Raw genomic sequence first — 13,063 nt, 5'->3', positions numbered from 1 at the left:
GGGTGCTGCTCCGGGTGCGGCGGGAGGGTTACGGCGGGTCGGTTACGGCGTGTCGGTCGGGCAGGGCGTGTCGGGCAGCTCGTACCGGCTCGGCACCGGGAAGTAGGAGTCCAGGAAGGGGCGCAGCACGGCGTCCTGCGCCGCCATGTCCTCCGGGGTCGAGAAGGCGTCGTTCACGCAGATCGCGTCCCGGTCGCGCCGGGCGAGCATGGCTGCCAGCCGTTTGGCGAGCTCGGGGTGGGCCAGCTGGACGTAGCCGTACTGGACCGCGCTCGGCACCGAGCGCCCGGTGAACATCGCGAAGTAGTGGTGCAGCGAGGAGGTGACCGAGAGGTCGGTCATCGCACGGAAGCGGCTGCCGGCCGTCCGCGCGTACGCCTCGGGGAAGGCGGCCTCGATCTCCGCCATGACGCTGCGGCGCAGCGCGTACGGGATGTGGTCCATCGGCTGCGAGTTGACCCGGCCGAAGCGGGCCTGGAGCAGCGCCCGGTTGTTCTTGCACGCCGCGTCCACCGGAGTGTCGTCCGGGGTGACCGGCCCGAGGGGGATGCGGGCGGCGGACGGGAAGTGCTTGGTGATCCCGGACGGCGTGAAGAAGGCGTGCGGCGCGATCGGGCGGCCGAGGAACATGTCGTCGTTGAAGTAGAGGAAGTGCTCGGCCAGGCCGTCGATGTGGTGCAGCTGGCTCTCGATCGAGTGCGAGTTGAAGGTCGGCAGGTCGGCCGGGTCGTCGAAGATCTCCCGGTGGCTCACCACCCGGGCGCCCGGCAGGTCCTCGGGGAACCAGGCCGGCCGCTGGTCGTCCGTGACGATGAAGACCGTCCGGATCCACGGCGCGTTGGCGCGCAACGACCTTAGCGAGTAGCGGAGTTCGTCGCGGCTGAGGAAGCGTGCGTCGCTGGCCGACTCGGCGTGGTAGACCTCGCCCGAGGCGGCGGCCTTGCGCTGCTGCCAGCGCGGGTCGGTGCCGTCCACCCAGGTGTAGACCGCGTCGACGGGGAAGTCGATGGTGTCGATCCCGGCCCGGTTGAACTCCGGGCGGCTGACCAACGGCACATGGTTGACCGGGTCGGTCCCGTGCGCGGACAGCAGCCGGCCGAACCGGTGCGCGGGGACCGGGACGGCGGGGCCGTCGGCGGCGATCCGCGGGGTGAGGCGGTTGCCCCGGGGAGCGACCAGTTCGTCGCCCTCGCGGCGCCAGAACTCGACCGTGCACCCGTACTCGTGCCCGACGGTCAGGCTGCCGGACGGGTCGGTCAGCGGCCAGGACAGCTGGATCGCCCGGGCAGCCGACAGCGCCGCCCAGGCGGCCCGGTCGGCCGGCCGGTTCGGCAGTTCGACCGGCCGGGAGGCGTGCACGGCCGACGCGTAGCCGGTGACCGCCGCCGTCGCCGCGGCCAGCGCCGCGAGCGCCGCGTCCCGCTCGTCCTCCGGCACGCCGACGGCCGAGCTGCGGTCCTCCAGGCCGGGAACGGCGAAGTGGGTGACGCCGCCGGCCGCCAGTGCGGCGGCCACCGCTGCCCGGTTCGCCTCCCGCCCGGTGGGCGGGGTCAGCTCGGGCAGCACGTACTCGGCGGTGCGGCCGCTGTCGGTGTTCTCGCGCGGCACCCCGAGCAGCGTCCGCAGGGCTGCGGCGAGAGCGGTGTCCTCGGCGGCGGCAGTCCGGGCCGCCCGGGCGGGGGCGGTTCGGGGGCCGGGGCCGGGGCCGGTTTCGGGTCCGGTTTCGGGATCGACGAGCGAGGAGGCAGCAGTCAGTACTGTGCCGTCAGCCGAGTTGTGCACGTCGTTCCCGCCCCGTTTGTCGATGCCGTCGGCGAGCCGTGGTCGAGCGGCCACGCTGCGTACTGACACTCATCACGCTGTTTTCATCTTGGATGGTAGTAGCTGCCCCGGGCGGAGTCACAGCGGTACAGCGGGAGCGTGAAAAGGCTGCTGCCGTGTCCCGGCCGGGTACCGATCCCATAACGCGGCAGGTGGGGCCACTTGTCCCGGCATATCTGGACAAGTGGCCCTATTCAAGTTCGGGTACGACCTCCCGGGCCGCCCGGCCGCCGCCGCTAGCGGTAGTCGTCCTCGTCCTGCGCGACCACCCGGGACTGCTCGGCCGCGTCGGCCGCGTCGGCGGTGGTGGGGTCGAGGCCGGTCAGCGGGTCGTCCCCGGTCGGCGTGAGGGCGGTGTGCTGTTCGGCACGGTCCGCTTCGGGGGCCTCGGGGTCGGCGGCCTGACCGTCCTGGTCGTCGTCGGTCTCGAACGTTTCGGGGTCGGTCGGGTCGACGGGCACGGGGGCCTCCTCGGTGCGGACGTACCGGTACGTGTCCTCAGTGTCCCGCAACGGCAAAGGGCCCGCACCGTGCGCATGCGCGGTGCGGGCCCCAGCTTTCAAGAATTACAGCGGGCGAATGTTCTCCGCCTGCGGGCCCTTCTGGCCCTGCGTGACGTCGAACTCGACCTTCTGGCCCTCGAGCAGCTCGCGGAAGCCCTGAGCGTTGATGTTCGAGTAGTGGGCGAACACGTCAGCGCCGCCACCGTCCTGCTCGATGAAGCCGAAGCCCTTTTCCGAGTTGAACCACTTCACGGTACCGGTAGCCATAAGAATCTCTCCTTCGAGGGGCTGTCCGAAACCCGCACCTCGCGAGTTTCGCGTCGCCGCATGAGCACCCACCCGGGGAGACCCTGGGAAACAGAAATGCGCCTGTCGGTTGGAACCAGCAGGCGCACACAAAAGTTCATGGGAACCACAACTGCAACTGCCATCGACTGTAGCAGGGCACGGCCTCGAACGGGGAGATCGTTCGCGAGGAACTGTGCTCCCCGCTCCGGCCGGGGCCGGAGCGGGTGGGAGGCGCGTCGGGAGCGCACCGGGCGGGCGAGGACTCAGGAACGGACCAGGCGGGCGATCGCGTCGTTGGCTTCCTTCAGCTTGAGCACCGCCTCGTCGCCGCCCTCGGCGACCGCGCGGCTGACGCAGTGCGCCAGGTGCTCCTCCAGCAGCTGGAGTGCGAAGGACTGGAGTGCGCGGGTACTGGCGGAGACCTGGGTCAGGACGTCGATGCAGTACGTGTCGTTCTCGACCATCCGCTGGAGTCCGCGGATCTGGCCCTCGATCCGGCGCAGGCGCTTGAGGACGTCGTCCTTGTTGTTGGTGTAGCCGACCATGGCGCTCTCCACTTCCCCCACCCCTCTCCTGTCTCCTGCCCGTCGTCCGGCCGGCGGACGCCGGCCGGTCACTCGGCGGCTGCACGGGTCTGCGAAGGCTACTTTACCCGGGGGTGGTATCCCCGACACGGCCTCCGAGGCCCGCCCCGCGCCCGCGCCGACCCGGACCGCACCGGGCCCTGCGCGGGGACGCCGGGCCCTATGCGGGGACGAAGCGCCGCAGCCGCAGGCTGTTGGACACCACGAAGACCGAGGAGAGCGCCATCGCCGCCCCGGCGATCATCGGGTTGAGTAGTCCCGCCGCGGCCAGCGGTATCGCGGCGACGTTGTAGGCGAAGGCCCAGAACAGGTTGGTCCTGATGGTGGACAGCGTCCGCCGCGCGAGGCGGACCGCGTCGGCGGCGACCCGCAGGTCACCCCGGACGAGGGTGAGGTCGGCGGCCTCGATGGCGGCGTCCGTACCGGTGCCCATGGCGAGGCCCAGGTCGGCCTGGGCCAGGGCCGCCGCGTCGTTGACGCCGTCGCCGACCATCGCCACCCGGCGGCCCGCCGCCTGGAGCTCCTTGACCACGTCCAGCTTCCCGGTCGGCAGCACCCCGGCGATCACCTCCTCGATCCCGACCTCGTCCGCGACCGACCGCGCCACGAGGGCGTTGTCGCCGGTCAGCAGGACGGGCGTCAGCCCGAGCCGCCGCAACTCCCGGACGGCCGCCGCCGAGGTCGGCCGGACGGTGTCGGAGACCACCAGCACCCCCCGCGCCCGGCCGTCCCAGCCGACCGCGACCGCGGTCCGCCCGGCGGCCTCCGCCGCCTCCTTCGCCCCGGCCAGCTCGGGGCCGAGCGGCTGGCCCGACTCCGCCAGCAGGCTCGCCCGGCCGACGAGCACGGCATGCGTACCCTCCGCGCCCGCCACGACGCCCTGGACGCCGAGGCCCTCGATGCTGCCGAAGCTCTCGACCCGGGGCAGCGCGCCGACCCGCTCGGCCGCGCCCCGCACGACGGCCCGGGCGATCGGGTGCTCCGAGGCGTCCTCCAGTGCGGCGGCCAGCCGCAGGACCAGCTCCGGGTCCTCCCCGGGCGCCGGAACCACCTCGACCAGGGACATCCGGCCGGTCGTCACGGTGCCGGTCTTGTCGAGCACCACCGTGTCGATGCCCCGGGCCGACTCCAGCACCTCGGGTCCCTTGATCAGGATGCCGAGCTGCGCGCCCCGGCCGGTGCCGACCAGCAGGGCGGTCGGTGTGGCCAGGCCGAGGGCGCACGGGCAGGCGATGATCAGCACGGCGACGGCCGCCGTGAAGGCCGTCGCGGCACCCGCGCCGACGGCCAGCCAGAACCCGAGGGTGGCCAGCGCGAGCCCGATGACGATCGGGACGAAGACCCCCGAGATCCGGTCGGCCAGCCGCTGCACCTCCGCCTTGCCGTTCTGCGCGTCCTCCACCAGCTTCGCCATCCGGGCGAGTTGGGTGTCCGCGCCGATCCGGTCGGCCCGGACGACCAGCCGGCCGCCCGCGTTCACGGTGGCGCCCGTCACGGCGTCCCCGGGCGACACCTCGACCGGGACGGACTCGCCGGTCAGCATGCTCGCGTCGACGGCCGAGGTGCCTTCGACGATCACCCCGTCGGTGGCGATCTTCTCGCCGGGACGGACCACGAACAGGTCGCCGACCGCCAGCAGCTCCACCGGTACCCGCTCCTCGCGTCCGTCGCGCAGCACGGCGACGTCCTTGGCGCCCAGCTGGAGCAACGCGCGCAGCGCGGCTCCGGCCCGGCGCTTGGAGCGGCCCTCGAAGTACCGTCCGGCCAGCAGGAAGGTGGTGACGCCCGAAGCCGCCTCCAGGTAGATGTTGCCCGCGCCGTCGCTGTGCCCGATGGTCAGCTCGAACGGGTGCCGCATGCCGGGCATCCCGGCGGTGCCGAGGAACAGCGCGTACAGCGACCAGCCCATCGCGGCCAGCGTGCCGACCGAGATCAGGGTGTCCATCGTGGCCGCGCCGTGCCGCAGGTTGGTCCAGGCGGCCCGGTGGAACGGCCAGGCGCCGTACGCGACGACGGGCGCGGCCAGGGTGAGCGAGAGCCACTGCCAGTTGGTGAACTGAAGCGCCGGGACCATCGCCATCGCGATCACCGGGACGCTCAACACGGTTGATATCACGAGGCGTTGGCGCAGCGGATCGGCCGGCCCGGGTGCCGGGCGGCCCGTCGACTCCTCGGGCGAGCCCCCGGGTGAGGTTTTGGGCGCGGCCCCGGCCGGGGCGGCGGCGGGGGCCGGGGGGAGCGGCAGCGTGGCCCGGTAGCCGATCTTCTCCACTTCGGCGACCAGCTCCTGCGGCGTGACCGTGCCCGGGTGGCTGACCGAGGCCTTCTCGGTGGCGTAGTTGACGGTGGCGGTGACGCCCGCCAGCCGGTTCAGCCGCTTCTCGATCCGGGCTGCGCAGGACGCGCAGGTCATGCCCTCGATCGCCAGCTCGACGTGCTCCGCTGCGGTCGGGCGGGTGGTGTCCTGGACTGTGGAGCTCATCGCTCCCCTCCTCAGGGTCGGTCGTCGGGCCGGCGGGCTGCGGGGGGCGGGAATCGCCGGGTGCTCCGAGGTGACGGAGTGGGCGTCGATCCCTGCCCCCGGGCCGGGCGCCCGGGCAGGGCCGCCCGGCGGTGCGGCGGACCGTGCCCCGTGCTCCCGAGCTGCCGGATTACTGTGAAAGGTACCCCCTGGGGGTACCGATCGCAAGTACCCCCAGGGGGTATCTCGCGAGGCCGTCCGACGCCCCGCTGCGGTGTCCCCGTCTCCGGGGCGGTGCTACGTTCGGAGGGAGAACCTGCCAATACCCCTAACCGGTATGGAGTACCTCATGACTTCCTTCGGAAGTACCGCCGAATCCCGCTGCCGGACGGCATCCGGAGTGATCGCGACCGGCGTCGGCCGCCCCGCCCGGGACGTCGGCTGGAACTAGGGCCTGTCTGACAATTCCCGCCGGGTCCGGCCCGCCCGGCACGCACTCTCGCCGCACGGCCGGAACGCCCAAGTAGCTCCGCTACGAGGGCGTCCCGGCCGCACGCCGAGAGCACGCACCGAACGACCCGGCCTGATCCGACGCGAATTGTCAGACAGGCCCTGGGCCTCCCACCCTTCCCGCAGGGCCGGCCGTACCCCGGCCCGCTGCCGGAAGGTGCGCCCGGGGCCGAGGCGGCCCCTTCCGCAACCCGAGCGGGTGGTACTCCGGTGTTCGAGGAGTGCCACCCGCTTCTTCGGTCGGCGACGCGGGCATTCGGTTGGGGCCGTGACTCTGCCGGATGCCGGATGGTAATCGCCTTGCTGTGAAGGTGAATTGCCGCAACCGGATTCGATTCCCCGTGAAATGCGGTTGGTGCGGGATCAGTGAACACCCGTATTTCCCGGCGTGGTTGGAAATGCTACCCAGCGTCAGGGAGGGTCAGCCCTCCTTTGGTGCCGCCCGTGCCAGATGCTCCGTCGCTGGTGGGCAGGCCTGACGGGTTCCTGATGCCGTGTCCGTCGGCGATGGGTGTCATTCGCAGACGGTTTGTCCGGATGGGGGGAACTATCGGCTTGTGACGGACCTTCGGTCACAGCTCACCCACTATCGTCACAGGCGTGAAACAGAGGTGAAGAGATGAGCGTATGCGTGTTCTAAAGTGACGGAGGCCGCAAGGGCGGCCGCTTCCACAACAGGGGACACTCACCATGCCGAACCGTCGACTTCTCGCCACCACCGCTCTGCTGGCCACCGCGCTGACCCTCTCGCTCAGCGCCTGCGGTCCCGACAGCACGGGTGGCACGAACGCGGCTGCGAGTGTGAGTGCGAGCGCCGGCGGTCAGAACTCCGCCGCGCCGATATCGGCCGCGAGCACCGCCCCCACCGGGACGGCGTCCGCGAAGTCCTCGTCGAAGCCCTCCGCGAAGCCGTCCGCCAAGTCCTCGGCGCCCGGCGGGTCTTCCGACTGTGCGGCCAATGCGAACAAGCCGGGCCACAGGGTCATCAACGCCACGGTGGCCTGGGGCGACCCGAACCGGATCGGCGGCAACGGGACGAAGTTCGTCTGTGGCCCGAACGTCCCGGACGACGGCTACTACCAGGCCATCACCCAGGACGCCAGTTACAAGTTCGCCGCCGGCGCCAAGGCCTCGCTGGTCGGGAACTACGTCTCGGAGGGCCGCAAGGACGTCTCGATCACCGACCTGCTGACCCACATCGACCACTGCACCAGCAACCCCTCCGGCCAGCAGCCCTACTCCTGCTACGGCAACATGTACGACATCACCGTCGACGGCTCCGGTCTGATCACCACCATCGCCGAGATCTACCACCCCTGAGTGTGTGCCGTCCGGCCGGAGCCGGGCTGTCCGGTCGCCGGCGGACAACCCGTCAGCGGCTGAGGCTGCGGGCGGCCACGGAGCGTCGGGTACGCCGCCGCCGCTTCGTCCGGCCCGGCCGCGAGCCCGGCGGCCCCCTGGCTCAGGGCCTTCGTACCTCGATGCGGGCCGGCATCGGCCCGTCCGGGCGCAGGTCGGCACCGAACACGGCCCCGTCGGGCGTGCTCCGGAAGACCGGCATGTAGTGGGGGAGCAGCAGGTCGAGCAGGACGGCCGTCGTGCGCATCGCGAACCGGAGCCCGAGGCAGGCGCGACCGCCCACGCCGAAGGGGTAGTAGGCGCCGGGCCGGACGGGCCGGCGACCGGCCGTCAGGAACCGCGTGGGGTCGAACCGCTCGGGATCCGGCCAGAGTCCGGGATCCCGGTGGGTCAGGTACGGGCAGATCAGGATGTCGCTGCCCGCCTCGACCCGGTAGCCGTCGAGGACGTCGTCCGCCGGCGCGTGGCGGGGGATCAGCCACACCGCCGGGTAGAGCCGGAGCGTCTCGCTGACCAGGGCGTGCAGCGCTTCCCCGCGACCGACCGGCGAGTCCGGGCGGTCGGCGGCGGCCAGCCATTCGCGGACCTCGGGGTGCCGGTCCAGCAGCAGGAACAGCCAGGCGAGGGTCTGCGCGGTGGTCTCGTGCCCGGCGACCAGCAGGGTGACGAGTTCGTCGCGGATCAGCCGGTCGGTGTACTCCGGGCGGCTCTTCGCCGTCTCCAGCAGCAGGTGCAGCAGGCCCGTCCCGTCCTGCTCCGCGCCCGCTGTTTCGCCTGTGGCTGCTGCTTCGCCCGGCCGCGTGGGTTCGCCCGCGCCCGCTGCTTCGCCCGGCCCGGCCGCGAGCCCGGCGGCCAGGCCGCGGACGGTCGCGATGGCGCGTTCGGCGCTGGCGTCGATCCGGGCCAGGTCGGCCGCCATCGCGGCCCGGCCCGCCTCTGGCCCGGCGTCCGCCGTCGGCAGGGCGGCCACCACCGCTTCCACCGAGGCGAGTTCACGCCGGGTGTCCTCGTCCAGGGCGAGACCGGTCAGGCAGCGCCAGACGGCGTCCAGGGCGAAGAGCCGCATGTCCTCGCCGACGTCGGTCGGTTCACCCGTCCGCGCCTTCGCCGCCCAGCGGCCGGCGGCGGCGCGCGCGGCCCCGGCGATCCGGTGCTCGTGGCGACGGAGTCCGGTGGAGGTGAACTGTGGCTGGAGCAACCGCCGTTGGTCCTTCCAGGCCTGACCGGACGCGCAGACCACCCCGTCCCCGAGCAGCGGCCGGGCGCGGTGCGAGCGCTTGACGTACCGGTCGGGGTGCTGCGCCAGCACGTGCTGGACCTGCTCCGGGCCGGTGACCAGCAAGGTCTGCCGCCCGCCGAGCCGGAAGCGGCTGACCGGACCCAGCTCGCGGGCCTCGGTGAGCAGGGCGATCAGCTGCCGTCCCGAGCCCTGCCAGGCCGCCACCCGGTCCTCGCCGAGCTCGGGCGGCAGGACGGCGGTTGCGGTGGCGGTCGGGGTGGTAGTTGTGGCGGTGGTTGCGCCGAGAGGTGAGCCGACGGTCGCGTCGCCAGGCCTGCCGCCGGGCGCGCCCGCTGCGGGGCAGGCCGCCGCCTCGGGGGCGGAGCGGACCGCCGTACGGGTGCCGGAATCCGTTGACGGGAGGGTGAGGCGGGGGGCTTCGGTGGCCATTCGGCTCTCCTGCTCGGCCCGGCGTCCGCCGGAGCTTTGACATTGCAGAGCGTATGTTATTCGATGCTCTGCGTGACATTGATCTTGGCTGGACGGGTTCATATGAGGCCGAACGGGACCGAGGCGAGGCCGGGCGAGGCTTGGGATGGTCGACAGGATGGCGCCGGAGACGGTCGACTTCGTGGACGCGGCGGACCGGCCGGCCGGTCGCGGGCCGCGCGGAGGAGCTGCGGGGCTGGGCCTGTACTACCGGGTGGCCGCTACCGTCTGTGACGATCCGCAGGGTCGGGTGCTGGTCTACCGCCGACCCGCGCGGGCCGCCGTCCTGCCCGGCCACTACGACGTGCTGATCGGTGGCTCGGTGCGCGCCGGTGAGAGCTATCTGGCCGCAGCCGCGCGCGAGTTGGCGGAGGAGCTCGGCATCGGACCGCCACTGCGGGAGGTGTTCCGCACCCGCCACGACTCCCCGGCGGGCCCGTGCTGGCTCGCCGTCCACCGCGCCCGGCTCACCGGCCCGGTGCGCCCCGACCCGGACGAGATCGCCTGGTGCGACCTCGTCCCGGCCCGGGACGTGCTGGACGGCCTGCTGCATCCGTTCGTCCCCGCCGGCCGGCAGGCCCTGGAGCGGATCCTCGCCTGAGCGGCGGCCGGACCGGGACACCGGCGGCCCCCGGGGCAGTGCGTGGACTTTCGGCGCGCCGGGCCCGCAGGTCCGACGGCGGCTCCGTCCGGACGGAGGGCAGGAAAGACAGGGAAGACAGGAAAGACGGGGAAGACACCGATGGCCACCTCCACCTCCGCCGTGCCGCCCCTCTCCAGGCGTGGCGCCGGTGCCGGCACCGGCGGGCTCGCCGCACAGTGGGCGGAGGTGCTGCGCTGCCGCGACCGGCTGGCCCGGCGGGTGGCCGGGCGGGTCGGGGCCGACGGGCTGGTCTCCGCGCCGTGCGAGAGCCGGGTGCTGGAGTCGGCCCTGTTGCTGGCGCTGCTCACCGCCGAGGAGTGTGCCCCCGAGGCGCGCGACCGACTGGCCCGCTACCTCAAGACCACCCTCGACACCCGCCCGCCGGACGCGATCCAGGTCGCGCTGGGCCGGGCCGCGCTCGGTGAGGCCGTCCCGGGGGACTCCTTCGTCCAGCGCGCGCTGGCCCCCGTCGACCACTTCACCGCCGAGCGCAAACGCCTGATGTTCCAGACCCTGCTGGCCGAACTCCGCGCCGCCGACTTCCCGCGCGGCCCGCTGGAGGCGTTCCGGGCCGAGGGCCAACAGAGCTGGCTCCAGCTGGAGATGAGGGCGCTCAAGGTGCTCGCCGGGTTCGGCACCGGCGCCGAGCGTGCGATCACCGAGCAGGACTGGGCGGCCCTCGCCCCGGCGGTCCGCCCGGGCCCGGTCTGGGAGGGAAACCAGCTCGCCCGGCTGCTCGGGCTGCTCGCCCTGCGCAAGCACCCGGCCCACCGCCCGGCCGTCCTGGAGGCGTTGGCCACGGTCACGGCCGAGCTGCGCCCGGACGGCGGCCTGCCGTTCATCACCGGGATGGACGTCTTCGCCACCGCCATCGCCGGGTCGGCGCTGGCCGGCACCAGCCGCCCCCGAGCCCTGCTGGCGGCGATGGCGGACGGGCTCGGCGCCCAGCAGAACCGCGACGGCGGCTTCGGCTTCACCCGGGGCGTCGGGCAGAGCGACGTCGACGACGCCTCGTACAGCATCGAGTTCCTGCGCGCCGTCGCGCCCGGACGGCACCGCCGGACGATCACCGCCGCCGAGCGCTACCTGCTGGCGCAGCGCAACCCGGACGGCGGCTTCCCGACGTTCGCGCGCGGCACCCGGTCCGAGATCGCCATGACGGCCGCCGCCGTCAACGCGCTGGCCCCCGAGCCCGCCCACCGCGCCGTCGCCGAGCGGGGCCTCGCCTTCATCACCGGGCGAGCCGGGCGAACCGACCGGTCCGACCGGTCCGACCGGCTCGACCGAGGCGACCGGCCCGGCCGGTCCGGGCGCGCCGGGCGCGCGGGCCCAGCCGGGCGAGCCGCGTACAGCGGCCCCGAGCGCCCGGTCCCCGCACGGCCCTACGGCATCCTCGAACGCAGCTGGAGCCGGAACGCAGGCAACGCCGTCTTCCGGGTCACGCTCGCCTGCGACACCCTCCGGCCCGGCGCGGACCGGGAGTTGCGCCGCGCGGCGGGTGCGGTCAAGCGTGGGGCGGCCGCGTACCTGGCCGACGTCCAGAACACGGACGGCGGATGGGGCCATCAGCCCGAGGACCCGAGCGACCCGATCAGCACGGCCTACGCGGTGATCGCGCTCAGCCGCAGCCCTGCCCACGCCTCCGCCCGGCACCGGGCACTCGACCACCTGGTGGAGGCCGAGCAGCCCGGCGGCGGGTACGTCAGCAGGCCCGACCAGGCAGGGCCACGGCCGCTGCTGTACGACGTCCCGGCGCTGGCCGACGTGTGCGTCCTGCTGGCGCTGGCCCACGCGGTCGGGCCGTCCGGGGTGCGCTCTGCCGGATGAGACGGGCATGCCGACCGGTGTGGAAGTCCGCCACCGACAGGTCGGAGGAGAGGAGGCGACGACGGTTCGCCGCTGGACCCGCACACCGCACGGCATGCGCTCACAGTCGACGATTGGGGAAAATACCGGGGCCGGACTCGAATACTCGCCTAGGATCGACGGTCATGGTTGATCTCTATGATCCGATCCATCCTTACGACAGTGGTTTCCTCGACACCGGAGACGGCAACCGCGTCTACTACGAGCAGCTGGGCAACCCCGAAGGGAAGCCCGCCGTTTACGTCCACGGCGGCCCGGGGGCCGGCGCGCCGCAGCGGCCGACGAGGGCCTGGGACCCCGAGTACTACCGCGTCATCCGCTTCGACCAGCGCAACTGCGGCCGCAGCACCCCGCACGGCAGTGACCCGGCGGCGGACATGGCCTTGAACACCACGCAGCACCTGATCGACGACCTGGAGCGGCTGCGCGAGCACCTCGGCATCGAGAAGTGGCTGATGAGCGGCGCCTCCTGGGGTACGACCCTGATCCTGGCCTACGCGCAGCAGCATCCCGAGCGGGTCAGCGAGATAGTCATCCAGGCGGTGATGACGACCAGCCGAGCCGAGATCGAGTGGCTCTACCGCGGGGCCGGGCGGTTCTACCCCGAGGCGTGGGACCGGTTCCGCGACGGCGTCCCCGAGGACGAGCGGGACGGCGACCTGCTCGCCGCCTACGCACGGCTGATGGAGAATCCCGACCGGGCCGTCCGGGAGAAGGCCGCCGCCGGGTGGCTCGCCTGGGAGGACGCGGTCATCTCCGACGAGCCCAACGGCCAGCCCGGCATGTACAGCGACCGCGACGTCGACGCGCAGATCGCGTTCGCCCGGATCTGCGCCAACATCTTCAGCAACGGCGCCTGGCTGGAGGAGGACCAACTGCTGCGCAACGCCCACAAGCTGGCCGGCATCCCGGGGGTGCTGCTCCACGGCCGGCACGACATGGGCTGCCCGGTGCAGACGGTGTGGGAGCTGGCGAAGGCGTGGCCGGACGCGCGGCTGCACATCTTCGAGGACTCCGGGCACGTCGGTGGCGCCGCGATGCAGGATGCGGCCCGGGAGGCCATCGAGGAGTTCAAGAAGCGGTGACCCGGAGCGCGGCGCGGACCTCGGAGGTGCTCTTCGGGTTCCGCGCCGCGCAGTCCGGGCGCCGGCCGGCCCGGTGAGGGCCGTGGAAGCCGCTGAGGCCGGGCGGGGTGTTACTTGACAGCTTCCCGGAAGTCGTTACGGATGCTCCTATAGACGTCAAGCCGCAGGAGCAAGGTCGGTTTGCGTGATTCGTTCGGTTGGTGTGCTGGTGAGCGTGCGGTAGACCTCGCGGGCG

General features: G+C 72.9%; 10 protein-coding genes. 4 read left to right on the top strand and 6 right to left on the bottom strand.

Annotated elements, in window-relative coordinates; translation table 11 throughout:
* Positions 1-42: 42 nt before the first annotated feature.
* The 5 genes from ABD330_RS22970 to ABD330_RS22950 all read right to left on the bottom strand — a co-directional run bounded on the left by ABD330_RS22970 (position 43) and on the right by ABD330_RS22950 (position 5,678).
* Positions 43-1,836, bottom strand: a complete 1,794-nt coding sequence (locus tag ABD330_RS22970) for a stealth family protein (RefSeq protein WP_344467840.1) — start codon at positions 1,834-1,836, stop codon at positions 43-45.
* Between the two features lie 221 nt (positions 1,837-2,057).
* A complete protein-coding gene (locus ABD330_RS22965) occupies positions 2,058-2,282 on the bottom strand; it encodes a hypothetical protein (protein ID WP_344467839.1) in 225 nt (74 codons plus the stop codon).
* 105 nt (positions 2,283-2,387) lie between these two features.
* Entirely contained in the window at positions 2,388-2,591 is a 204-nt protein-coding gene (locus ABD330_RS22960; RefSeq protein WP_344467838.1) for a cold-shock protein, read from the bottom strand.
* 284 nt (positions 2,592-2,875) lie between these two features.
* Complete coding sequence (locus ABD330_RS22955) at positions 2,876-3,157, bottom strand: metal-sensitive transcriptional regulator (protein ID WP_344467898.1); 282 nt, start codon at positions 3,155-3,157, stop codon at positions 2,876-2,878.
* A gap of 199 nt (positions 3,158-3,356) precedes the next feature.
* A complete protein-coding gene (locus ABD330_RS22950) occupies positions 3,357-5,678 on the bottom strand; it encodes a heavy metal translocating P-type ATPase (protein WP_344467837.1) in 2,322 nt (773 codons plus the stop codon).
* A gap of 1,179 nt (positions 5,679-6,857) precedes the next feature.
* Between ABD330_RS22950 and ABD330_RS22945 the strand changes: the two genes are divergently transcribed.
* The gene (locus tag ABD330_RS22945; protein ID WP_344467836.1) at positions 6,858-7,487 is read left to right on the top strand and encodes a hypothetical protein; all 630 of its coding nucleotides are present in this window, start codon (positions 6,858-6,860) and stop codon (positions 7,485-7,487) included.
* A gap of 142 nt (positions 7,488-7,629) precedes the next feature.
* Here the strand turns inward: ABD330_RS22945 and ABD330_RS22940 are convergent, their stop codons facing one another.
* Positions 7,630-9,195 carry a cytochrome P450 gene (locus ABD330_RS22940; RefSeq protein WP_344467835.1) on the bottom strand — a complete coding sequence of 522 codons (1,566 nt, stop codon included), beginning with the start codon at positions 9,193-9,195 and terminating at the stop codon, positions 7,630-7,632.
* A 157-nt stretch (positions 9,196-9,352) separates the two neighbouring features.
* Here ABD330_RS22940 and ABD330_RS22935 point away from each other — a divergent pair, with 157 nt between their 5' ends.
* From ABD330_RS22935 to pip, 3 genes are all read left to right on the top strand, one after another.
* Positions 9,353-9,835, top strand: coding sequence for an NUDIX domain-containing protein (locus ABD330_RS22935; RefSeq protein WP_344467834.1), 483 nt, complete (start codon positions 9,353-9,355; stop codon positions 9,833-9,835).
* A gap of 141 nt (positions 9,836-9,976) precedes the next feature.
* Complete coding sequence (locus ABD330_RS22930; RefSeq protein WP_344467833.1) at positions 9,977-11,704, top strand: prenyltransferase/squalene oxidase repeat-containing protein; 1,728 nt, start codon at positions 9,977-9,979, stop codon at positions 11,702-11,704.
* A gap of 164 nt (positions 11,705-11,868) precedes the next feature.
* On the top strand, positions 11,869-12,828 hold the full coding sequence (pip, locus tag ABD330_RS22925) for a prolyl aminopeptidase (RefSeq protein ID WP_344467832.1): 960 nt from the start codon (positions 11,869-11,871) through the stop codon (positions 12,826-12,828).
* The last annotated feature ends 235 nt before the right edge of the window (positions 12,829-13,063 follow it).

Source organism: Kitasatospora kazusensis, from assembly GCF_039529945.1.
Lineage (GTDB): Bacteria > Actinomycetota > Actinomycetes > Streptomycetales > Streptomycetaceae > Kitasatospora > Kitasatospora kazusensis.
This window is presented reverse-complemented; position numbering and strand designations above follow the sequence as displayed.

Excerpts from the sequence above, each read along its gene's own strand:
- ABD330_RS22960 (WP_344467838.1), bottom strand. The coding sequence starts at position 2,591 with ATGGCTACCGGTACCGTGAAGTGGTTCAACTCGGAAAAGGGCTTCGGC.
- ABD330_RS22955 (WP_344467898.1), bottom strand. The coding sequence starts at position 3,157 with ATGGTCGGCTACACCAACAACAAGGACGACGTCCTCAAGCGCCTGCGC.
- ABD330_RS22950 (WP_344467837.1), bottom strand. The coding sequence starts at position 5,678 with ATGAGCTCCACAGTCCAGGACACCACCCGCCCGACCGCAGCGGAGCAC.
- ABD330_RS22945 (WP_344467836.1), top strand. The coding sequence starts at position 6,858 with ATGCCGAACCGTCGACTTCTCGCCACCACCGCTCTGCTGGCCACCGCG.
- ABD330_RS22940 (WP_344467835.1), bottom strand. The coding sequence starts at position 9,195 with ATGGCCACCGAAGCCCCCCGCCTCACCCTCCCGTCAACGGATTCCGGC.
- ABD330_RS22935 (WP_344467834.1), top strand. The coding sequence starts at position 9,353 with ATGGCGCCGGAGACGGTCGACTTCGTGGACGCGGCGGACCGGCCGGCC.
- ABD330_RS22930 (WP_344467833.1), top strand. The coding sequence starts at position 9,977 with ATGGCCACCTCCACCTCCGCCGTGCCGCCCCTCTCCAGGCGTGGCGCC.
- pip (WP_344467832.1), top strand. The coding sequence starts at position 11,869 with ATGGTTGATCTCTATGATCCGATCCATCCTTACGACAGTGGTTTCCTC.